We start from the raw sequence: 22239 nt of genomic DNA, 5'->3' as shown, positions 1-22239 counted from the left end.
ATTTCTCCACTCCGAATATTTGTTTATGTCAATTGAAACTGTGCGATTTCTTCGTATTTAGGCGACCGGTCAAGATGGGTCTGAAACAGGGAAAACCGGCTGACGGCACTTTGCACCCTGCCGCTTTCAAACGGCACATCGTCAGGAAACGGCCGGTCTCCCGCCCACTTCCGCGCCATCGTCATATGAGGGTGATACGGGCGTTTTTCCACTTGAAAACCGGCTTTCAAAACAGCCTGTTTTGTTTTTTCCCGCAAATCAAAGAGCAGTTCATTCCGTTCGGGCTCAAGGTGAAGCACTCTCGGCTGTCTGCGGTCGCCGAAAATATCCAGATGCTGAAACTGTACGGTAAACGGCTGCGCTGCCGACGCAGCATCTGCGAGCAGAGACGATAATTTCGCAAGCCGTTCTTCATCCGCGGCTCCGAGAAAAATGAGTGTAATATGATAGTCATGCGGGTGCACCCATTTTTTGAATGTTAACGCCGGCTCCTTTTCGGCTGCTTCCCAAATCGGTTCAGCAATGTCAGCCGGAATCGGAATGCCGATAAAATAATGCGGCAATGAAGCTTTCATACGAGGATCTCCCCCTCTTTGGTTATGGTGTTATTATAAAACGGATAAGCGGAGAGGAGAACCCTGTCCGCTCATTATGATAGGATATTATGTACCGAACGTTTTATACAGAAAGGAATGAGCCGGCCTTGAAAATCGTAAACAGCACGGCGGAGCTGATCGGCGGCACACCGATCGTAAAGCTCAATCGCCTTCAGCCAGAACATGCAGCACAGGTCTATTTAAAATTAGAATCGTTTAACCCGAGCGGCAGTGTCAAAGACAGAGCGGCTTACAATATGATCATTGAAGCGGAAAACAGCGGGCATTTAAAACCCGGCTCTGTCATCATCGAACCGACAAGCGGCAACACAGGCATCGGCCTGGCGATGAACGCGGCGGCGCGCGGCTACAAGGCAATCCTCGTCATGCCTGACACGATGACGAAAGAACGCATCAACCTCCTGAAAGCGTACGGCGCGGAGGTTGTGTTAACACCGGGGGCGGAAAGAATGCCCGGCAGCATCAAAAAAGCGAAAGAACTCGCCGAACAGATTCCGGGAAGTTTTATCCCGATGCAATTCGATAACGGCGCAAATCCAGATGCCCACCGAAAAACGACCGCCATTGAAATCTATCAGGCCGTTCAGCAGCTTAACAGACCGCTCGGTGCTTTTGTGGCAACGGCGGGAACGGGCGGAACCATTACCGGAACCGGAGAAACGCTGAAGGAGCTTTTCCCGGATATGATTGTTCATGTCGCCGAGCCGGCGGGATCTCCCGTCCTGTCTGGCGGAAAACCCGGAGCCCATAAGCTTGTCGGGACAAGCCCCGGATTTATTCCCGGCATACTGAATCAGGACGTTTACGATGAAATCATGAAAATATCTGATGAAGATGCGTATACGACAACACGCCGTCTGGCCCGGGAAGAAGGTATACTCGTCGGCCCGTCTTCAGGCGCCGCCTGCTTCGCCGCCATTGAAACCGCAAAACGCCTCCCTTCCGAACAGATCGTCATCTGTATGACGGCCGATACGGGAGAACGTTATTTATCAACGGATTTATGGTCATTTGAATGATAAAAAGGGATGCCGCTTTCGGCGTCCCTTTTTATTATCACTTGGCAAGCTCATAAATGGCTTCGGCGTATAAAGCGGTTGACCGGAGAAGGTCATCGATTTCAATGTACTCATCCTTTTGATGCGCGCTGTCAGGCCGGCCGGGGAACAGCGGCCCGAACGCGACGCCCGCCGAAAGGGATCTCGCATACGTTCCTCCGCCGATTGAAATCAGATCCGCTTTCTTTCCCGTCTGTCCTTCGTAAACCTTTTGAAGCGTCTTTACGAGCGGATGATCGGCAGAAACGTGGTGCGGTTTGCTGTCTTTAAATTCTTCAAGCCGGAATTCTTCAGCAGACGTAAAAGCATCACGGATGACTTTGCTGTCTGAAGTGACGGGATAACGGATGTTGATGCCGAGTTCTCCTTCCTCACCCTTTCTGTATGTAAAGGTGCCGACATTCAATGTAAGCTCTCCGCTGATGTCATCCCTGCAATCAATTTTCAGTTTTTTGCCTCGTGTATCATTTAAAAAATAGTCACTGACGGTTTTGACAAAGTTCTTTCCGGCTTCATCCAGCTCTGTTCCGTTAAGGCATTCAGCAAGCTTTAAGCCGGCATTAACACCATTATCCGGTTCCATCGCGTGGCATGATTTTCCGTATACCCGAAGCGTCAGTTTTCCATTTTCCGAAACTGCTTCACCCTGTGTTTTTGACTGCTCAAGCCATTTGCTGAAATATGCGTGCACGGCATCAAGACCGTCCCCTTCAATAACCGCTTCAGCCGCATCCGGCACCATGTTCAAGCGCAGTCCTGAACGGAATGACAGAAGCCCGTTTTTTGCGTCTTTGTCAGAAGCGCTTTTTGCAATGCGCAGTGACGCATCTATAATTCCTTTTTCCGCGTTAATGATCGGAAAATCCGCGTCAGGAGCAAAGCCGATGTCAGGCATTTTTTCGTGTTTGAAGTAGTGATCCACACATCTCCAATCACTTTCTTCATCCGTTCCGATGATGATTCTCACGCGTTTGGATAAAGGGAGCTGCATGTCTTTGACGATTTTCAGCGCATAAAACGCCGCCATTGTCGGCCCTTTATCATCTATGGCGCCTCTGGCATATATCCGGCCGTCCCTGATATCGGCTGAAAACGGATCGCTCGTCCAGCCGTCTCCGGGCGGAACGACATCGACGTGGCACAGAACGCCGACGATTTCGTCACCCGTTCCCCATTCAATATGGCCCGCATAGCCATCAAGATTCTTTACGGTGAAGCCTTCTTTTTCACCGAATTCCAGCAGTGACGTCAGGCTGGCATTGACGCCTTCTCCAAACGGCCGGCCGGGACCGGCTGTTGATTCGTCCATTACGCTGTTGATCTGCAAAAACTTCTGCGTGTCACGGATCAGATCTTCTTTGTTTCTGATGACTTCAACTTCCCAGTTCATCACAAATCCCCTTTCTTGATAAAGACTTGCAAAATGTCGATAAAACGAATAATATAGATGATGTTTTGAAAAAATGTTCGTCATTGGAGGTACTTATGTTTCATCTCGACAAGCATCAAACGACAATAAAAAGAGAAATTACCGCGGGATTGACCACCTTTTTCACAATGGTGTATATCATTGTCGTCAATCCGGTGATCCTTTCCAATGCGGGAATTCCGTTTGACCAGGTGTTCACCGCGACGATTATCGCTTCCATTGTCGGAACTTTATGGATGGCTCTCACTGCGAATTTTCCGATCGCCATTGCCCCCGGCATGGGCTTAAACGCGTATCTTGCCTTTCACGTTGTCGGCACAGGCAGCGGCATTACGTATCAGACGGCTTTCAGCGCCGTTTTTATCGCGGGAGTCATCTTTATTATTTTATCGTTAACGCCTTTAAGAAAACAACTTATAGAAGCGATTCCGGACAATTTAAAATACGGAATTACGACCGGCATCGGCTTATTTATCGCTTTTATCGGCTTACGCCAATCCGGAATCATCACGGCTGATAAATCTAATCTGGTCGCACTCGGCGATCTTCATTCGCCCGCCGTCATTTTAACGCTTATCGGGCTTATCATCAGTATTGTACTGATGGTGCTGAATGTTAACGGGGCTCTGTTCATCGGCATGGCGCTGACCGCCGTCATTGCCTTTTTGACGGGGCAGATTCATTTCGCGAAAGGATTCATGTCCTTCCCGCACCTGCCGGAGGGGCTTTTGATCACAAATCCGTTCGGAGCCCTCGGGGATGTCGTGCATCACGGTCTGTACGCCGTTGTGTTTTCTTTTCTTCTCGTTACGATTTTTGACACGACCGGCACCATGATCGGTGTCGCCGAACAAGCGGGACTGATCAAAAACAATCAGCTGCCGAATGCCAGAAGAGCGCTTTTGGCTGATTCGACCGCTACGACGGTGGGAAGCATCTTCGGCACCAGCCCGACGACCGCGTTCGTTGAATCTTCAGCAGGTGTGGCGGCCGGCGGAAGAACGGGTCTGACGGCGCTGACGATTGCGGTTATGTTTGCCGTTTCCATGTTTTTCAGCCCGCTTGTCAGCGTCTTATCGGAAGTGTCCGCGATTACGTCACCGGCTCTGATTATTGTCGGCAGCCTGATGATGGGTGCGGTATCGAATATCCGCTGGAATGAGCTTGATGAAGCGTTCCCGGCCTTTCTCGTCATTTTGGCGATGCCTTTAACGTCCAGTATTTCAACCGGAATCGCACTCGGCTTCATTTCATATCCGCTTGTTAAAGCAGCTAAGAAAAAATGGCGCGAAATCCATCCTTTAGTCATCATCTTCGCCGTGCTGTTTTTTATTCAGCTTTTTATTTTGAACGGACATTAAGAAAAATCCCTTTCCTTTTTCGGAAAGGGATTTTCACATATAAAGAACGGAAAGAATCGCGGCAATGAGACACCAGGCGGAACAGATGACTTGGATGACGGTTAATGCGCTGTTTCGCGCCCTGAAATAGTCATCACTGTCTCTCTTGATACCGCTTAAAACCGGTTTGTCCGTGATCCGGTCAAATAAAAGCGACGCGGCATAGCGGCTGACGATCGCAAACAAAATGAGGACTGCCGGCTTCACTAAGAGCGGAAGAACGAGAATAAGAGCCGTAAAAGCCGCGGTTAAAAGGTAAAGCTGCCGGAGATACCCGCCGTTTCGGATCAGCACTTTAAAGAACAATTCTTTCCACGCCGTATACGCCGACCGTTTTGTAAAGATGTGCTTTGAGCCGGGATATAAAAACGGCTTGCTCCGCCCTTTATGTTTACCATTCGGGAGCTGCACATCATGGCTGAGCATCAAAACAGAGGCCGCGAATGAAAGCTTGCGCCTGTTCTCCTCAAGCACTTCTTCCTCAAAGGCTGATAATGTCTCCGATCCTTTCCAAGTCAAAAGAGCGGAACAGATGAACAATATACATCCCGCCGGCCAAAGCCAATACCATTCGGCGGCAAAGACGATCATAAAAAACGCACCCGCCATCAGAACCATCACTTTCAGCCAGCCCGCCGCCTGATTCCCGAATGTCCGCCTGCTGTTTTTTCTGTGCCGGTGCACCGCTAATATTGCGGTATGGAAGCCGAACAGACAGCAAAACATACCCGAATATGCCGGTAAGGTACAGTCACCGTATTGGCGCCATAAGGGAAATAACAATACGGCAAGCGCACCCCATTTGATAAGGGAAAGGAACATCGAATACAAAAGCGCGTACCGTTTCAGCTTTTGCATCAGATGTTTTGCATGCACCAAAAATACGTGATCCGCTTCCAGCAAAAAGGTATGAATAAAACCCGTGCACAATAGCAGGGCACTGAATACATACAGCCAGCCCCATCCTAATACTCCTGCCGCTCCATTAAGAAGCCCCCTGCCGTTCAGCCATTCAGCATATTGATAAACGGCAAATGCGGCAGCGGGAAGAACGATATACAGCGCGACCGTCCAATCAATGACCGTCTGAAACACCTTCCATTGATACCGCCAATAATGAAACAGCCTTTGAAAAAACAAAGCCCGCCCGGTCATCGCTGACTGCTCCGAACCGCTGAATAAAAGCAATCCAGCAGTGAACGGCTCCCCGTTTTTTCCTGAAGCTCCTCTAACGTGCCTTGAAGAAGCAGAGCGCCCTGATCCAGCAAATAAAACCGGTCGCAGATTTTTTCCGCCGTATCCAGAACATGAGTGCACATCAAAATCCCCGCGCCCCTTTCTTTCTCAGCAATCAGCATGTCGGTAAACAGCTTCGTTGAGATCGGATCAAGTCCGATAAAAGGCTCATCAATGATGTAAATATCCGGCTTCGCCAAAAATGCCTGTATGAGCATCAATTTTTGCTGCATCCCTTTTGAAAAACCGGAAGGCAAATCATGTTTTACAGACGTCAGCGAAAACTCTTCAAGCAGCCGCCCTGCACGCTCACGGCATTCTTCCCCTTCCATGCCCCGCAATGACCCGGTCAGCTCGAGATGCTCCCAAAGCGTCAGTTCATCGTAAAAACTCGGACGCTCCGGTATGTAAGCATAAGATGAATCATTCCACTCAATACCGCCTTCTATATCCCGGGAAAGCCCGAGAACCGCCTTTATCACTGTACTTTTCCCCGCGCCGTTCGCTCCGATTAAACCGGCAATTTCACCCGCGTTGACTGACAGAGATACATCAGAAATCACCTTCGGCCTGTCAGCATAACCGGCGCAGACAATGTTTGCATTCAATAATTCTCCCAAACTTCTCACTCCCCCGTTTTCATACGGACATGTATAAAAAAAGTTTCAGTTTCCATAATAATAAAAGCGGACCGGGCATAGTAATGCACCAAGGCGGCACCCATTTGGAAAAAATTATCTGCGCTTATTCCTAGATTCATGTTGTCCATATCGTGTATAATGGAGGCAGTTAAAAGAGAAAAAACAGAATGTCATCCTTTGTTGCTTATTCGTACGAAGTTTTAGAGTCGAAAGTTGTGGTATATCAAGTCCATCCGATCTTATGATAGGGAGTGGTTTTTTGAAACCTTCAACAAATCGTATGCTGACTCGGATTAAATCAGTTTACATGTTCATCCAGGAAAAAGGCCTTGTGACAACACAGGAACTGGTTGATGAATTCGGCATTACACCTAGAACCATTCAGCGAGACTTAAATGTGTTAGCATACAATGATCTTGTTCATAGTCCTAGCCGAGGCAAGTGGGAGACAACACGAAAAAAAGTGAAAATTACATCTTAAGCGAACAATTACATAAGGCCCTTTTCGGCCTGACATGCTGCAAGGCAAAGCAGCGTCTTTGCCTTGTTTTTTGTTCCTCTATATAAAAAGCCCAAAACAAATCTGTTTTGGGCTTTTCTGATATCGATTACACTTCAGCGCCTCTCAGCGTTTCGAGCTCTTCTTCAGTCAGCTCGCGGAATTCTCCCGGTTTAAGATCCGGGTCAAGAGAAACAGCCCCCATCGAAAGCCGCTTCAAATAAGCCACTTCATTTCCGACAGCCTTTGCCATCAGCTTCACCTGATGATATTTGCCTTCTGTAATGGTCAAGTGAATCACCGTTTCATCCGGGCTTTCTGTAATGATTTCAACGGCTGCCGGCTTCGTCTTATAGCCTCCTTCAATGACGACGCCTCTTTCCAGATGAACGATGTCTTCCGGTGACAGAGGCGAGGTTAACCGGACCTCATATGTTTTGGGCACATGCTTTTTCGGAGAAAGCAGGCGATGAGCGAGCTGCCCGTCATTGGTCAGAAGCAAAAAGCCTTCCGTATCCTTATCAAGACGTCCCGCCGGAAACGGTTCAAATCGCTGTTCTTCAGGCGTCAGCAGATCAACCACAGTTTGCTGGCGGCTGTCTTCGGTAGCGGACAGGACTCCTTGCGGCTTATTCATCATGACATAAATAAATTCACGATAGTCTGCCGGCTCTCCGTATACCGTGATGTCCTGTTTTTCCGGATCGACATGGGTTTTCACATCTTTCGCCGGCTCTCCGTCAATCATGACAGCCCCGGCCTTGACGATTTTTTTCACATCTTTTCTTGAGCCGAATCCGCTGTTGGCAAGCAGCTTATCAAGTCTCATCCTGATCCTCTCCTTTAAAAAGAAAAGCCCGCGATAAGCGGACTATTCATTATTTCTCAATGGGCGGAATGCCTGCCTCTCCTCAAAACGCGGGGCAGACGGTTTCCAAACATTTTCTGTAAAAATCCGATTCGGTACGCGGCAAACATGTACACCGCACCGCCGACAGCAGCGCAGACAAAGACGACAATCGCCGCATGCACCTGGCCGCTTTGGTATGTTACAAAGAAACTGAGCAGCCATTGAGTCAGCTTGACCGCGACTCCCATCACGACGGACAGGACCGCGATTAAAATGACCCGTTTTATAAGTACCGTATACGAATAGCCCGCATGGCGCTTAATCATAATAAAACCGTACAGAAGAGAAGCGATATAACCGAGCGCCGTTGCCAAGATGGCCCCGTCTCCCTGAAACAGCTTGATCAGCGGCACGTTCAGCACCACTTTTATAATAACGCCGATGAAAAGACTCACGACAGCAAATTTCTGCTTATTAATCCCTTGCAGGATCGCGGCGTTTACGGTAAACAGAGAAAACAGAATCGCGACAGGCGCGTACCAGAACAATATATCCTGTCCGATATCCGGTCGAAGACTTTCAGAGCCGTAGAAGAACGTATAGGCCGGACCCGATAACACGGACATCCCGACAACGGCGGGAATAACCAAAAACAGAATGATTTGCATCGTCTGGTTAATCTGCTGGTTCAAAAGCTTATAATTCCTGCTCGTAAACGATTCAGTAATCGTCGGAATCAGCGTCAGACCGAAAGCGGTCGCCAGAGAAACCGGGATCATCACAAGCTTCGGCACATAAAGGGTGACAATCGCAAGCATGTCCTGGCTGATATCCTTATGGCCCGCCGCAATCATCGCTTTATTAAACGTATTCGTATCGATATACGAATACAAAGGAATCGCCAGTCCGACAAATACGTAAGGAGCGGCATAACTGAAAAGCTCAATGAACATTTTTTTATAACTTAAGTTCGCAGACGGGACGAGATTCGGCTTCATCGCCAGAAGATCGCCCTTCCGCTTATTCCAGTAAATATAAAGAACGACAAGCCCTCCGAATGATCCGATCAGCGCCGCGAAAGTCGCGTATCCGACTGCGATGACAAGGCCGCCGTTGATCACTCTTAAAATCAAATACGTGGCGCCCAATAAAAAGATGATCCGGGCAAGCTGCTCCACAACCTGTGAAACGGCTGTCGGCCCCATCATCTGATGACCTTGGAAAAAACCGCGCACAAGACTCATAATCGGCACGACCAAAAGTGCCAGACTCACCATCCGGATGACATAAACGACGTGGTCAATCGTAAGTCCGTTGTTACTCGTGCCGCCGAGAGATGTTTCCGCAAAAAACGGCGCCGAAATATAAAGAATTGAAAAAGCGATCATCCCGGTTACGAGCATAACCGACATTCCCGCTCTCAGCATCCGCCTGCTCGTCTCATAGTCTCCTTTGGAGTTATATTTCGAGACAAATTTTGAAACCGCGGCGGGAAATCCCATCGTGGCAATGTTTAAAAACAGTGTATATTGATTATATCCGTATTGAAACAAAGCTCCGCCCGTCGCTCCGACCATCGCTCCGAACGGGATCAGATAAATCATCCCTAAAATCCGCGATATATAGGTGCCGAGCGTCAGCACGAACGTGCCCCTTAACAATTTGCTTGACATGTTTCCTCATCACCATTTTCTACGAAGATTCAACTTTTCTATTTTAACACAACTGGGCAATTAGACGGTAATAATTACAGCGGGAAACTTTTTGGGAAAACTCTTTAAAAAACAAAATACGTTTAAGGATTCCCTTTCTTTCGCTATAATAGCAGAAAGCGGACATTTCCGCCTATTATACGTGAAAAAGAAAGTTGTTGATGAAAGATGAAACATTATGACGTGATTGTGATCGGCGGCGGTCCGTCCGGTTTAATGGCTGCGATTGCGGCAGGCGAAGAAGGCGCGGACGTATTATTAATCGATAAAGGAAACAAGCTGGGACGGAAGCTGGCGATTTCCGGCGGCGGGCGCTGCAACGTGACCAACCGCCTCCCCGTTGAAGAAATCATCAAACACATCCCCGGCAACGGCCGCTTTTTATACAGCGCGTTTTCCGAATTTAATAATGAAGATATCATCGCCTTTTTTGAAAAACTCGGCATTCAGCTGAAAGAAGAAGACCACGGGCGCATGTTCCCGGTGACGGACAAAGCGCAAAGCGTTGTCGATGCGCTTTTGAACCGATTAAAACAACTGAATGTCACCATCCGCACAAATGAAAAAATCAAAGAAGTGCGGTACGAGAACGGCAGGACAGCAGGCATTACGACAAACAATGACGAACACATTAACGCAGACGCCGTTATTATCGCGGTCGGCGGAAAATCAGTCCCGCATACCGGCAGCACCGGAGACGGCTATGCATGGGCGGAAGCGGCCGGTCATACCGTGACCGAACTCTTTCCGACGGAAGTGCCGGTTACGTCGTCAGAACCGTTTATTAAACAAAAAACACTTCAGGGGCTGTCTCTTAGAAACGCGGCCGTCAGCGTCCTGAATAAAAAAGGCAAACCAATCGTCACACACGTGATGGACATGCTGTTTACCCATTTCGGCTTGTCAGGCCCCGCCATTCTCCGCTGCAGCCAATTTGTCGTCAAAGAACTGAAAAAGCAGCCAGAGGTCAAACTCCGCATCGATCTGTTTCCCGGCATCAACGAGGAAGAGTTATTTCAAAAGATGCACAAGGAACTGAAAGACGCACCGAAAAAAGCGCTCAAAAATGCGCTGAAGCCGTGGATGCAGGAACGGTACCTGCTTTTTCTTCTGGAACGGAACGGTCTTGATCCGCAGACAAGCTTTACGGAACTGCCGAAGGATCAATTCAGGGCTTTTGTCAAAGACTGCAAACAATTTACGGTTGCCGCTGACGGAACGCTTTCTTTGGACAAAGCGTTTGTCACAGGCGGAGGTGTTTCCGTAAAAGAGATTGAGCCGAAACAAATGGCGTCTAAAAAAATGGAAGGCTTATATTTTTGCGGAGAAATACTCGACATTCACGGCTATACCGGGGGCTACAATATCACTTCAGCCTTTGTCACGGGTCGTCTCGCCGGTTTGAATGCAGGACGTTTCTCACGCTCGCTCTAAATGGTTTAGAGCGCATTTACCTGAGCGTCCCCGTTGATAATTGACCAAAAACATGATAGAGTTTTCTGCGTTTTGTTTCACCTGATAGAGGGAATAGGAAGAAAGGATTGATCTGCAATCGTACGACCATACTAAAACAAAATGGCGTATTGAAAAAAATAGTCAGAGGGTGAGAACGTTTGAAGAAGAACATCTCCAGTGTTTTTTGGATTGTGATTGTCATCACAGCCGCTGCGGTTTTATGGGGGGCCATTTCTCCTGACAGCCTGCAGCAAGTCACTGATACGGCACAAAAATTTATTACGGATTCTTTCGGCTGGTATTATCTGCTGGTCGTTTCTATATTTGTCGGTTTCTGTCTCTTTCTCATTGTAAGTCCGATCGGCACAATAAAACTCGGAAAACCCGGGGAAAAACCGGAATTCGGCTTATTATCATGGTTTGCCATGCTTTTCAGCGCAGGCATGGGAATCGGTTTGGTATTTTACGGGGCTGCGGAACCGATCAGCCATTACGCCATCAGCTCTCCCTCAGGTGAAACAGAAACGCCCCAAGCATTTCGTGATGCGCTCCGGTACACATTTTTCCACTGGGGGCTGCACGCTTGGGCCATCTATGCGGTTGTCGCTTTATGTATCGCATATTTTCAATTCAGAAAAGACGCGCCCGGTTTGATCAGCAGCACACTGACACCGCTTTTGGGCGATAAAGTAAACGGGCCGATCGGCAAAGCGATTGACTGTATCGCCGTGTTTGCGACCGTTGTCGGTGTGGCGACAAGCTTAGGGCTCGGAGCGACTCAGATCAACGGCGGTCTGCATTATTTATTCGGCATTCCGAAAACATTTTCCGTTCAGCTGATCCTGATCGCTGTCGTGACCGTGTTATTTTTGATTTCTGCGTGGAGCGGCATCGGCAAAGGGATTAAATACTTAAGCAATACCAACATGGCGCTCGCGGCTATTTTAATGATCTTTATGCTCATTGCAGGCCCGACGGTGCTGATTATGAACTCATTTACCGATTCTATCGGCCAATATATCCAAAATATCGTGCAGATGAGCTTTCGCTTGTCTCCGAATGATCCCCAAAAACGCGAATGGATTAACAGCTGGACCATTTTCTATTGGGCCTGGTGGATATCCTGGTCGCCGTTTGTCGGCATTTTTATCGCCCGTGTATCAAGGGGCCGGACGATCCGGGAATTTTTAATCGGGGTATTGGTGACACCTTGTATATTGGCTTTCTTATGGTTTGCGATCTTCGGTGTATCCGCGATGGATCTTCAGCAGAAAGGCGTATTCAATGTCGCGGGAATGTCAACGGATACGATGCTGTTCGGCGCACTCAGCCACTATCCGCTGACAATGGTGACATCCGTATTAACGCTTGTTCTGATCGCTGTATTCTTTATTACATCAGCGGATTCAGCGACATTTGTGCTTGGAATGCAAACGTCTTACGGCTCATTAGACCCGTCAAACCGGGTGAAAATCATCTGGGGCGTCATCCAGTCCGCCGTGGCAGCGGTTTTGTTATATTCCGGCGGTCTGGCCGCACTGCAAAACACCGCCATTCTCGCCGCGGTTCCGTTTTCAGTCGTGATTCTTCTGATGATTGTGTCTCTGTACAAGTCATTAGCGAGCGAGCGAAAAGGAATCAAACAAGCGGAGAAATACCAAAAACCGAGAAGTCCCCGCGTCAAAAAAGCATAATGCACAAAGAAGCCCGGCATTTCGTCCGGGCTTCTTTATTTTCGGTATAAAATGAGAGCGGAAAAACAATAAAGCTGCTCACCTTCAGGATCACAGGCCGCCGCTACCGTATATTTAATATCAACGAGCTGTTCATCAGAAATCCCCTTTAAAAATGTATTGACTTCAGTCTGCAGATCCTTTTCATGCTCCTCATCAAAAACAGCTATCTTCAGCACATCACCCTCTCCTTTCTCTATCAATTTATTCCGGTTCAATTGAAATATGATAGAGAAAAACAGATTTTCTTTTTTACTGATTTTTACTAAAAGTAACCAAAAATAGTTGTTGAAAACGCTTACTCTCGTATGATAATATCATTTTAACAATAACCAGGTCATTTCTGTTTAGTAAATATTTAGTAAAAAGGAGATGCGAAATGGTCCGTCTCAAAGATATTGCCTTACAGGCATCTGTATCCAGCGCGACAGTATCGAGAATTTTGAATAAGGATGACTCTTTGGCTGTGACTGATGAAACAAGAGAAAAAGTTCTGAGGATCGCCGATGAGCTGGGCTATCAGCCGTCGGCAAAAAGACGGAAGAACCGCAGCCGCAGCGATTCAGCGCCCCTGATCGGCGTTGTCAGCTGCCTATCACCGGAAGAAGAACGGCAGGATCCTTATTTTTCGGCGATCCGAAAAGGCATTGAGGAAGAATGCTTTCGGCAAAAAATTTTTATCACATCTTCTATCCATCTCGGTTCTTTTCAAGAGCATATGTTTCACGAACTGGACGGCGTCATCGTCATCGGCAGCCTGCAAGACGAGGCGCTTACGAATATCAGCGCCGCTTTCAGGCACGCGGTATTTGTTAACGGCACCCCCGATCCCGCCCGCTACGATTCCGTCAGCGTGGATTTTTATGCCGCAGCGCAAAAGGCGATAGAACATCTTCTGTCGCTCGGTTACCAGCGGCTCGGTTATATCGGCGGCCGGGAGCGGGAGCATACCGTCATAGACGGTGTAAACAGCAATAAAACGATTGAGGATAAGCGTCTGACCGCTTTCTTACAAATGGCCGGCGCCGAGCCGGAGCATGTACTGATCGGCGAATACAGCATGCACGAAGGGTTCCGGCTGATGAATGAAGCCATCAAAGGCGGAAGTCTCCCCGATGCCTTTTTTATCGCAAGTGATTCGATGGCTGTCGGCGCTTTAAAAGCCTTGCAGGAAGCCGGCCTTCAAGTCCCGCGCGATACGGCGGTTGTCAGCTTCAACGGAATTGATGAGGCAGAATACGCCAGCACGCCGTTATCAACGGTAAAAGTATACACGGAAGAGATGGGCCGGACGGGTGTCAAATTGCTTCTCGACCGTTTAAACGGCAGAACCGTCCCGCTGGCCGTGACGCTCCCCACTTCATTGATTGTCAGACAAAGCTGCGGCTCACAAGAAAGGAGGTGACGTGTCCCGCAGCGTTTATATCATATTTAAAGGAGGAAAAGATGAAACGCTTACTGGCTTTGTTCCTTTCTTTTACTTGCATGATACTTCCCGGCTGCTCGGCAGAACAGAGCGGCGCCGGAGAAAAGCAGAAAACATTGACAGTCTATTCCACCATATCCTCAGACAGCGAACGCGCCGTATTCAGAAAGTTGGCTGATTCATTCCAAAAAGAACATCCGGACATTCAAGTAAACGTTCATTTCCCAGGCAATGACTACGAAAATATGATGAGGGTCAGGATGGCGGCCGGTGATATGCCCGATCTTTTCGACACACACGGCTGGGCCAAAATCCGCTACGGAGAATATACCGCCGACCTCAGCGGCATGTCTTGGACGAAGCGGCTCGATCCGAATTTAAACAGCATGCTCAAAGACGCCAAAGGCAGAATATACGCCTTCCCTCTGAATCAGGCAAAGGACGGACTGGCCTACAATCGTACGTTGTTAGAAAAATACGGAATCAAACCGCCGGAAACAATGGATGATTTTATGAAGGCACTGCGACAGATTAAAGAAAAAAGCGGCGGAACAGTCACCCCCTTCTGGTTTGCCGGCTATGAGAAAAGCTCATTTGCCCAATATTACGATCAATTCGCCGCACCGCTTCTCATCACAGATCCCGCACACCGTTACAAAAAACAACTGTTAAACGGAACCTTCCGCTGGACACACTTCACCTATTTATCTGACAAACTGAAAGAGATGCAAAAGGAAAACCTGCTCAATATAGATGCCGTGACGGCAAAACGGTCCCAGCTCATTGAACTGATGGCGCAAAACAAAATCGCCTTTACGCTGCAGGGCGGCACCCTCGGCCAAGACGTCGCTCAAATCAATCCGAAGGTAAAAGTCGGCATCATACCGACCCCGGCCGTCCATAAGGGAGACGCGCCGGTTTGGATCGGAGGCGAACGTTACACGCTGGCGGCATTCAAGGATTCCCCGCGGCTTGAAGAAGCGAAACAGTTTATCGCATTTATGGCCCGACCCGAGCATGCAAAATCAATTGCCGAAGCGACCTCGCTTCCGGCCGGATTAGTGAATGTGCAAACGGACATTTTCTACGCAAATGACTATAAGCGCTATCAGCATATTAAGGTGCAGCCTTATTTTGACCGCCTTTATTTGCCGAACGGAATGTGGGATGTGATGGGAACAGCCGGGCAGGAGCTGATGGCCGATATCTTAACCCCCGCTGAAATTTCAGCGAAACTCGGCAGGGAATATAAGCGGCTCCGGCTTCAATCTGATTCACGGGGAGCTGAAAAAGAATGAGTGATCTTGCAAAAGAAACCCAAGGATTTCAACATCAAAAGCCGGTAAAACCCGCGTCACTGTGGTGGATGTACGTTCCCGCTCTTGCCACGGTTTTTATTTTCATGATTTTTCCGTTTGTCAAAGGCGCTTTTATCACATTTACAAACTGGAACGGCTTCTCACAGACGTATCAATGGGTGGGGGTTACTCAATATAAAAGGCTTTTTACAGATCCGGACACGTGGCTTGTTGTGAAAAACACTTTGCTTTACGGCATCGGAAGCACTTTTTTTCAGAATATGCTCGGACTTTTATATGCGCTGCTTTTGAATCAGAGCTTAAAAATGAAGGCGCTCACAAGAACGATCGTCTACCTGCCCGTCATTATCAGTCCGCTGATTATGGGATACATTTGGTATTTTATTTTCTCATATGACGGGGGTGCGCTGAATGATGTGCTTGGCGCACTGGGAATCGGTCCTGTCAACGCCTTGGCAAGCCCTGCGGCAAACCCGTGGATTATCGTCATGATTAACACATATCAATACGCAGGCATTGCGATGATTGTATATTTGGCGGGGCTGCAAAGCATTCCGAAAGATTATTACGAAGCCGCAAAAATGGATGGCGCGGGAGGTCTTCAGCCGTTTTTCACCATCACCCTGCCTTTATTGATGCCGGCTGTCACCATCAACATGGTCATCAATATCATCGGCGGGCTGAAGCTGTTTGATGTCATTATCGCGCTGACCGCAGGCGGGCCGGGCAATTCCTCTCAATCGATGTCAACGTTTATGTATGATTTATATTTTAAACGGCAGGATGCGGGATATGCCGCCGCCCAAGGCGTGTTTATGTCCGTCATTATTCTTGTCATCAGCTTTTCGGCTCTCGTGTATTTCAAGCGAAAGGAGACGGAAATGTCATGAAAACAGCCCGAATGCGGATTTTTACGCTGTTGGCAGCCGTTATCTCGTGCGTTCATATTGTCCCCTTTTATATTTTGCTGACCACGTCATTAAAAGCAAAAGGTGACTACAGTTCAAAATGGTCGCTGCCATCCGCCTTTTCATTTCAGAATTTTCGTGAAGCATGGGAACGTGCCTCTCTCGGGCAATCCTTTCTGAACACGATTATCATTACAGCCGTTTCCGCCGCTTTATTAATTTTCATGGGTTCGCTTGCCGCATACCCGCTCGCAAGAAGAAATACAAAGCTGAACAAAATCGTCTTCGGCCTTTTGATTTCAATCATGATCATCCCGCCTTTGACTTCCATGGTTCCTTTATACAAGATGGTCGCTGATGCGGGGCTGATCAATACGCATGCCGCAGCCATTCTCATTAATACGGCTGCATATATGCCGCTGACCGTTTTCTTATATTCGGGGTTTATCCGCTCTTCCATTCCGAAAGAGCTTGAGGAAGCCGCCAGGATGGACGGCGCGGGATTGATCAGGACTTTTTATACAATCGTGTTTCCTTTGTTGAAACCGATTACCGCAACGGTCTGCATTATTTCCTGTGTGTTTATCTGGAACGATTACCAATTTGCGATTTTCTTTTTACAAGATCAAAAGGTGCAGACATTGACCGTGGCCATGGCGGGATTTTTCGGCGAAAACGCGAACAATCTTCACTTAGTCGCCGCAGCCGCAATTATGGCGATGCTGCCGATGGTCGTATTGTTTTTGGCGCTTCAAAAATATTTTATCTCAGGGCTGTCCTCCGGGGCGGTCAAAGGCTGAGAAGAAAAGGGAGGAATTTCTGTTGAAGAAAATTACGTTTATCGGAGCGGGGAGCACGATTTTCGCAAAAAATGTACTGGGGGACTGCTTACTGACTGAAGCATTAAACGGGTTTGAATTCGCGCTTTATGATATTGACGCTGTACGGCTGAAAGAATCCCAGCTCATGCTGGAAAACATGAGAGACCGCTACAATACGAGTATATCCATCATCTCCTACGATGACCGAAAACAGGCGCTGAAACACGCCGGCTATGTGATAAACGCCATTCAGGTCGGAGGCTATAAACCCGCGACGGTCATTGACTTTGACATCCCGAAGCGGTACGGTCTCCGCCAGACGATTGCCGATACCGTCGGAATAGGCGGCATTTTCCGTTCCCTTCGCACCATCCCCGTTTTATTTGACATCGCAAAAGACATGGAAGAGGTCTGCCCGGATGCGTGGCTGTTAAACTATACAAATCCGATGGCCTCTCTGACCGGAGCGATGCTCAGACATACGAATGTCAAAACGGTCGGCCTGTGCCACAGCGTCCAGGTATGTACCAAAGATCTGTTTGACTCACTCGGCATGGATCACGAAGGTACGGAAGAACGCATTGCCGGCATTAACCATATGGCTTGGCTTTTGGAGATTAAAAAAGACGGAATTGATTTATATCCTGAAATTAAAAGACGGGCACGCGAAAAACAAAAGACGAAACATAAGGACATGGTGCGGTTTGAGCTGATGGATAAATTCGGCTGCTACGTAACGGAATCATCTGAGCATAATGCCGAATATCACCCGTATTTTATAAAAAGCCGGTATCCGGAGCTGATAGATGAACTCCAAATTCCGCTTGATGAATATCCGAGGAGATGCGCGGAACAAATCAACAATTGGGAAACGATGAGAGACGGCATCATCAACAACCAAAACCTGACGCATGAACGCTCAAAAGAATACGGTTCGAGAATTATTGAAGCGATGGAGACGGGCAAACCGTTCACATTCGGCGGCAATGTGCTGAATACCGGGCTGATACCGAATCTGCCGGCGAAAGCGGTCGTTGAAGTGCCTTGCACAGCCGTCAAAAACCACATTATGCCATGCTATTCGGGCGAACTTCCCGAGCAGCTCGCGGCGCTCAACAGAACAAACATTAACACACAGCTTTTAACCATCGAAGCGGCCGTTACATTAAAAAAGGAAGCCGTATATCAGGCGGCCATGCTTGACCCGCATACAAGCGCCGAGCTTTCCATGAATGACATCATATCTTTGTGCGATGACTTATTTGAAGCGCACAAAGACCGGCTTCCGGCTTATCACTGATCATTCGCGTTCCGGTCCTGGGCGGGCCGGACGCTTTTATATGTTCAGTACCAGTTTGACCGTCTGTAAAGTGTGTCCTTTAAAATCTTCTTCAAATTCACATACCCATTGAAACCCTTTCGCTTGATAAAAGGATAAGGCAATGCGGTTCTCTTTTTCTGCATGGACATAAAGCTTTTTTACCCCGCCGGACTGCCTGATGCATTCTTTAAGGAGTGCCGTGCCTATCCCGCTTCCCTGGCAATCCGGGTCAATATAGATGGCGGTCAGCTCCGCATTTCCGTCTTTTTGAACCGGGGTGGCATTTGCAAAACCGAGCACTCGCCCCTCTTCTTCTGCCACAAAGAACAGAGAATGCAAGAGCCGGCGTTCCATCATCTCATCCTGATAGGCGGATTCGAGAAACTGATCCTGAATGTGTCTGGGAATAATCCCTTCATACGTATGATGCCAGCTTCGTTCTGCGACTTGCCGGACCTGTTTGATATCGTTTGTTTTCATCGCGCGGATCATCGGTTTCACCTGATTCGCCTCCCGTTTTTTTATAAAAAAAGAAGAAAAAGACGCACGTCCCTTTTCTTCTTTCACTTCAAAGCGTTATTTCTTCGGCTTTGTTTCGCCTTCCCACTCCAGCATGCCGCCTTCAACATTAACCGTACGGAAGCCCTGCTCATGTAAATACATACAAACGTTCATACTTCTTTTTCCGGAACGGCAGATAAATACATATTCCTTGTCCTTGTCTAACGCATCCATCTTCTCAGGGATGTCCCCCATGCGGATGTGAACGGCCTCCGGAATCATTCCTTCGGCAACTTCTTCGTCTTCTCTGACATCAATCAGATACAGCTCTTCTCCCGCTTTTAATTTTTCTTCCAGTGCGGCTGTGCTGATTTCATTTATTTTCAATGTGTGACACTCCCATTCATCTTTATGGTGTTAAGTATACCAAAGCCCGCGGTGCAATTTCTATGATAGAGACTGATAAAAAAGCCCCTCTCTGTAGGAGAGGGGCTTCGCCCGGTCAGTTTGCCACGATATTGACAAGCTTGCCCGGTACGGCAATGATTTTTCGGATCGTTTTTCCTTCAAGCTGCTCTTTTACTTTTTCGTCAGCTTGTGCGAGCTGTTCTAACGCTGCTTTATCAGCATCAGCCGGAACCATTAATTTCGCTTTTACTTTTCCGTTCAGCTGGACGACGATTTCCACTTCATCGTCCACCAGTTTTGATTCGTCATAAGCAGGCCAAGCCTCGTATGCAATCGAACCTTCGTGGCCGAGTTTTTCCCACAGTTCTTCCGCCAAATGCGGCGCAATAGGAGAAAGCAGCTTCACAAAACCTTCGATATATTCTCTCGGCAGTTCATTCGCTTTGTAAGCTTCATTAATGAAGACCATCAGCTGAGAAATGCCCGTGTTAAAACGAAGGGCTTCGAAGTTTTCTGTCACTTTCATGACCGTTTCATGATAGACGCGCTCAAGAGTTTCGCCTGCGCCTTCTGTCACTTTGCCCGTCAGCTCGCCGTTTTCCTCGATAAACAAACGCCATACGCGGTCAAGGAAGCGGCGCGCTCCGTCAAGGCCTGATTCAGACCAGGCGATAGATGCATCAAGCGGCCCCATAAACATTTCGTACAGGCGGAGCGTATCTGCTCCGTGAGACGCCACAATTTCATCCGGATTGACGACGTTTCCGCGGGATTTACTCATTTTTTCATTATTTTCCCCGAGAATCATTCCTTGGTTATACAGCTTTTGGAACGGTTCTTTCGTCGGCACGACACCGATATCGTAGAGGAATTTATGCCAGAAACGCGCGTACAGAAGGTGAAGCACGGCATGCTCCGCTCCTCCAATGTAAATATCAACGGGCAGCCATTTATCCAGTTTCTCAGGTGAAGCGAGCTGATCCGGATTTTTCGGGTCGATAAAGCGGAGGAAATACCAGCAGCTTCCCGCCCATTGCGGCATCGTGTTCGTTTCTCTTCTGCCTTTTTTGCCCGTTACAGGATCAGTGACTTCCACCCACTCTTTAATGTTGGCAAGCGGTGATTCACCTGTTCCGCTCGGTTTGATCTCATCGGTTTTCGGCAGAATCAGCGGCAGCTCTTCCGCCGGAACGGCTGTTGACGTGCCATCTTCCCAATGAATGACCGGAATCGGCTCGCCCCAATAGCGCTGGCGGCTGAACAGCCAATCACGCAGACGGTATGTCACTTTTTTCTCACCGTTTTTCGTTTCTTCAAGCCAGGCGATCATTTTTTCAATCGCTTCCGCTTTATTCAGTCCGTTCAGAAAGCCGGAATTGACATGCTCTCCGTCCCCCGTGTACGCTTCTTCTTCCGTATTTCCGCCTTTTACGACTTCTTTGACAGGCAGGCTGAACACTTTTGCGAATTCAAAATCACGTTCGTCATGCGCCGGCACGGCCATTACAGCGCCTGTTCCGTAAGAGGCGAGGACATAATCCGCTATCCAGATCGGCAGCTTTTCCCCATTTGCAGGGTTTACGGCATATGCGCCCGTGAAGACGCCCGTTTTTGTTTTCGCAAGATCCGTCCGTTCCAGGTCACTTTTCGCCTGAACTTCTTTAACATAAGCGTCTACCGCTTCTTTTTGTTCAGGCGTCGTGATGGCCTCCACAAGCTCATGCTCAGGAGCCAGTACGGCATAAGCCGCGCCGAACAGCGTGTCCGGTCTTGTCGTAAACACGGTAAACGTGTCATCAGTGCCGTCGATCGCGAAATGCACGTTTGCGCCTTCTGAGCGTCCGATCCAGTTGCGCTGCATGTCTTTAATGCTTTCTGGCCAGTCAAGGTCTTCTAAATCTTCAAGAAGCCTGTCCGCATAAGCGGTGATTTTCAGCATCCATTGTCTCATCGGACGGCGTTCAACCGGATGGCCGCCCCGCTCGCTTTTGCCGTCAATGACCTCTTCGTTCGCAAGCACCGTTCCGAGCGCCGGGCACCAGTTGACCGGCACTTCGTCTACGTAAGCGAGCCCTTTTTCGTACAGCTTGGTGAAGATCCACTGCGTCCACTTGTAATAGTCCGGATCAGTCGTATTGATTTCACGATCCCAATCATATGAAAATCCGAGCGATTGAATCTGGCGGCGGAAATTATCTATATTTTGTTTTGTGAACTCAGCCGGATCATTCCCCGTGTCAAGCGCGTATTGCTCGGCAGGAAGCCCGAACGCGTCCCATCCCATCGGATGAAGCACATTGTATCCTTGCATGCGTCTCATGCGCGAAAGGATATCGGTTGCCGTATAGCCTTCCGGATGTCCGACATGAAGGCCGGCTCCTGAAGGATACGGGAACATGTCAAGCGCGTAAAACTTCGGCTTGTCATTCTCTTCACTGACGGCGAACGTTTTATGATCCAACCAGTAATTCTGCCATTTCTTTTCTATTTTTTCGTGCTGAAAACTCAACGTAAAAACCTCCTTCTGATTGAATACGGCGTATGTAGTCCAAGTATTGACGGGATGAGAAAGATTATATTCAGATTATTCTAAAACTAAAAAAACTCCCTCATCCCAAAAAGGGACGAGAGATTTTTATTTCCCGCGGTACCACCCTCGTTAGCACGGTTTTGAGCCGCACTCACTTGATACTTTTAACGCAGTTATGCGTCAGCGGTTTTGCCGCTGCAACTCTGAGGCGAGTTCGGAAACAGACTTGATTGACTTGCACCGGCCGTCAACTCTCTGATTGCAAAATCTGCTTCTTACTGCTCCTCTTCACTGTTCTTATCGCTACCGTAATCTTACCTGTATTTTATAGAATTCTGTTCATAAGTGCAAGCAGGTTTGTATACAATGGGAATG

General features: G+C 48.3%; 20 protein-coding genes and 1 other annotated feature. Of the genes, 10 read left to right on the top strand and 10 right to left on the bottom strand.

All coding sequences use genetic code 11. The features are described 5' to 3' along the window. Positions 1-23: 23 nt before the first annotated feature. A complete protein-coding gene (thpR, locus tag BGM27_RS05085; protein WP_007408788.1) occupies positions 24-575 on the bottom strand; it encodes an RNA 2',3'-cyclic phosphodiesterase in 552 nt (183 codons plus the stop codon). 89 nt (positions 576-664) lie between these two features. Between thpR and cysK the strand changes: the two genes are divergently transcribed. Then, the gene (cysK, locus tag BGM27_RS05080) at positions 665-1636 is read left to right on the top strand and encodes a cysteine synthase A (RefSeq protein WP_020954278.1); all 972 of its coding nucleotides are present in this window, start codon (positions 665-667) and stop codon (positions 1634-1636) included. Positions 1637-1673: 37 nt separating this feature from the next. Here the strand turns inward: cysK and pepV are convergent, their stop codons facing one another. Next, positions 1674-3065, bottom strand: a complete 1392-nt coding sequence (gene pepV, locus BGM27_RS05075) for a dipeptidase PepV (RefSeq protein WP_007408790.1) — start codon at positions 3063-3065, stop codon at positions 1674-1676. Positions 3066-3160: 95 nt separating this feature from the next. On the opposite strand from pepV, the gene BGM27_RS05070 reads away from it, so the two are divergent. Continuing rightward, entirely contained in the window at positions 3161-4465 is a 1305-nt protein-coding gene (locus BGM27_RS05070; RefSeq protein ID WP_007408791.1) for an NCS2 family permease, read from the top strand. A 33-nt stretch (positions 4466-4498) separates the two neighbouring features. On the opposite strand, the gene BGM27_RS05065 is transcribed toward BGM27_RS05070, so the two are convergent. Together BGM27_RS05065 and BGM27_RS05060 are read right to left on the bottom strand one after the other, a co-directional pair. Then, positions 4499-5659, bottom strand: coding sequence for an ABC transporter permease (locus tag BGM27_RS05065; RefSeq protein ID WP_020954279.1), 1161 nt, complete (start codon positions 5657-5659; stop codon positions 4499-4501). Continuing rightward, the gene (locus BGM27_RS05060; RefSeq protein ID WP_007408794.1) at positions 5656-6360 is read right to left on the bottom strand and encodes an ABC transporter ATP-binding protein; all 705 of its coding nucleotides are present in this window, start codon (positions 6358-6360) and stop codon (positions 5656-5658) included. Before BGM27_RS05060 ends, BGM27_RS05065 begins: the two co-directional genes overlap by 4 nt. Positions 6361-6640: 280 nt before the next feature. Between BGM27_RS05060 and BGM27_RS05055 the strand changes: the two genes are divergently transcribed. Beyond that, a complete protein-coding gene (locus BGM27_RS05055) occupies positions 6641-6862 on the top strand; it encodes a DeoR family transcriptional regulator (RefSeq protein WP_003152337.1) in 222 nt (73 codons plus the stop codon). 127 nt (positions 6863-6989) lie between these two features. On the opposite strand, the gene BGM27_RS05050 is transcribed toward BGM27_RS05055, so the two are convergent. Continuing rightward, positions 6990-7709, bottom strand: coding sequence for a pseudouridine synthase (locus tag BGM27_RS05050; protein ID WP_007408795.1), 720 nt, complete (start codon positions 7707-7709; stop codon positions 6990-6992). Between the two features lie 56 nt (positions 7710-7765). Continuing rightward, positions 7766-9403 (bottom strand): putative polysaccharide biosynthesis protein, encoded by a 1638-nt coding sequence (locus tag BGM27_RS05045; RefSeq protein ID WP_003152313.1) that lies wholly within the window; start codon positions 9401-9403, stop codon positions 7766-7768. 207 nt (positions 9404-9610) lie between these two features. Between BGM27_RS05045 and BGM27_RS05040 the strand changes: the two genes are divergently transcribed. Together BGM27_RS05040 and opuD are read left to right on the top strand one after the other, a co-directional pair. After that, complete coding sequence (locus BGM27_RS05040) at positions 9611-10876, top strand: BaiN/RdsA family NAD(P)/FAD-dependent oxidoreductase (protein WP_007408798.1); 1266 nt, start codon at positions 9611-9613, stop codon at positions 10874-10876. Between the two features lie 179 nt (positions 10877-11055). Further along, positions 11056-12591: a glycine betaine transporter OpuD gene (gene opuD / locus BGM27_RS05035; RefSeq protein WP_007408799.1), complete on the top strand. Its 1536-nt coding sequence runs from the start codon at positions 11056-11058 to the stop codon at positions 12589-12591. A gap of 35 nt (positions 12592-12626) precedes the next feature. Here the strand turns inward: opuD and BGM27_RS05030 are convergent, their stop codons facing one another. After that, entirely contained in the window at positions 12627-12809 is a 183-nt protein-coding gene (locus BGM27_RS05030; protein WP_003152309.1) for a sporulation protein Cse60, read from the bottom strand. 200 nt (positions 12810-13009) lie between these two features. Between BGM27_RS05030 and BGM27_RS05025 the strand changes: the two genes are divergently transcribed. The 5 genes from BGM27_RS05025 to melA are packed head-to-tail and all read left to right on the top strand — an operon-like array spanning position 13010 to position 18404. Beyond that, a complete protein-coding gene (locus BGM27_RS05025; protein ID WP_007408800.1) occupies positions 13010-14035 on the top strand; it encodes a LacI family DNA-binding transcriptional regulator in 1026 nt (341 codons plus the stop codon). A 41-nt stretch (positions 14036-14076) separates the two neighbouring features. After that, complete coding sequence (locus BGM27_RS05020) at positions 14077-15354, top strand: ABC transporter substrate-binding protein (protein WP_007408801.1); 1278 nt, start codon at positions 14077-14079, stop codon at positions 15352-15354. Beyond that, positions 15351-16265: a carbohydrate ABC transporter permease gene (locus BGM27_RS05015; protein WP_007408802.1), complete on the top strand. Its 915-nt coding sequence runs from the start codon at positions 15351-15353 to the stop codon at positions 16263-16265. Before BGM27_RS05020 ends, BGM27_RS05015 begins: the two co-directional genes overlap by 4 nt. Then, positions 16262-17083, top strand: coding sequence for a carbohydrate ABC transporter permease (locus BGM27_RS05010; RefSeq protein WP_007408803.1), 822 nt, complete (start codon positions 16262-16264; stop codon positions 17081-17083). The genes BGM27_RS05015 and BGM27_RS05010 overlap by 4 nt, the downstream gene beginning before the upstream one ends. 22 nt (positions 17084-17105) lie before the next feature. Next, positions 17106-18404 (top strand): alpha-galactosidase MelA, encoded by a 1299-nt coding sequence (melA, locus tag BGM27_RS05005; protein ID WP_007408804.1) that lies wholly within the window; start codon positions 17106-17108, stop codon positions 18402-18404. 36 nt (positions 18405-18440) lie between these two features. Here the strand turns inward: melA and BGM27_RS05000 are convergent, their stop codons facing one another. From BGM27_RS05000 to leuS, 3 genes are all read right to left on the bottom strand, one after another. Next, entirely contained in the window at positions 18441-18917 is a 477-nt protein-coding gene (locus BGM27_RS05000) for a GNAT family N-acetyltransferase (protein WP_012118234.1), read from the bottom strand. Positions 18918-19001: 84 nt separating this feature from the next. Beyond that, on the bottom strand, positions 19002-19313 hold the full coding sequence (locus tag BGM27_RS04995; protein WP_003152299.1) for a rhodanese-like domain-containing protein: 312 nt from the start codon (positions 19311-19313) through the stop codon (positions 19002-19004). Positions 19314-19428: 115 nt separating this feature from the next. Continuing rightward, positions 19429-21843 (bottom strand): leucine--tRNA ligase, encoded by a 2415-nt coding sequence (leuS, locus tag BGM27_RS04990; RefSeq protein WP_007408806.1) that lies wholly within the window; start codon positions 21841-21843, stop codon positions 19429-19431. A gap of 108 nt (positions 21844-21951) precedes the next feature. Then, positions 21952-22165 (bottom strand) — a binding site (T-box leader). Positions 22166-22239: the final 74 nt, after the last annotated feature.

Source organism: Bacillus sp. FJAT-27001 (assembly GCF_019039175.1).
GTDB lineage: Bacteria > Bacillota > Bacilli > Bacillales > Bacillaceae > Bacillus > Bacillus velezensis.
Note: the sequence above shows the minus strand (reverse complement) of the source record. Positions and strands in the feature narration are given on the sequence as shown.

Excerpts from the sequence above, each read along its gene's own strand:
- BGM27_RS05025 (WP_007408800.1), top strand. The coding sequence starts at position 13,010 with ATGGTCCGTCTCAAAGATATTGCCTTACAGGCATCTGTATCCAGCGCG.
- BGM27_RS05000 (WP_012118234.1), bottom strand. The coding sequence starts at position 18,917 with ATGATCCGCGCGATGAAAACAAACGATATCAAACAGGTCCGGCAAGTC.
- thpR (WP_007408788.1), bottom strand. The coding sequence starts at position 575 with ATGAAAGCTTCATTGCCGCATTATTTTATCGGCATTCCGATTCCGGCT.
- cysK (WP_020954278.1), top strand. The coding sequence starts at position 665 with ATGTACCGAACGTTTTATACAGAAAGGAATGAGCCGGCCTTGAAAATC.
- BGM27_RS05020 (WP_007408801.1), top strand. The coding sequence starts at position 14,077 with ATGAAACGCTTACTGGCTTTGTTCCTTTCTTTTACTTGCATGATACTT.
- BGM27_RS05045 (WP_003152313.1), bottom strand. The coding sequence starts at position 9,403 with ATGTCAAGCAAATTGTTAAGGGGCACGTTCGTGCTGACGCTCGGCACC.
- BGM27_RS05070 (WP_007408791.1), top strand. The coding sequence starts at position 3,161 with ATGTTTCATCTCGACAAGCATCAAACGACAATAAAAAGAGAAATTACC.
- BGM27_RS05050 (WP_007408795.1), bottom strand. The coding sequence starts at position 7,709 with ATGAGACTTGATAAGCTGCTTGCCAACAGCGGATTCGGCTCAAGAAAA.
- BGM27_RS05015 (WP_007408802.1), top strand. The coding sequence starts at position 15,351 with ATGAGTGATCTTGCAAAAGAAACCCAAGGATTTCAACATCAAAAGCCG.
- pepV (WP_007408790.1), bottom strand. The coding sequence starts at position 3,065 with ATGAACTGGGAAGTTGAAGTCATCAGAAACAAAGAAGATCTGATCCGT.
- BGM27_RS05040 (WP_007408798.1), top strand. The coding sequence starts at position 9,611 with ATGAAACATTATGACGTGATTGTGATCGGCGGCGGTCCGTCCGGTTTA.
- BGM27_RS05065 (WP_020954279.1), bottom strand. The coding sequence starts at position 5,659 with ATGACCGGGCGGGCTTTGTTTTTTCAAAGGCTGTTTCATTATTGGCGG.
- BGM27_RS05010 (WP_007408803.1), top strand. The coding sequence starts at position 16,262 with ATGAAAACAGCCCGAATGCGGATTTTTACGCTGTTGGCAGCCGTTATC.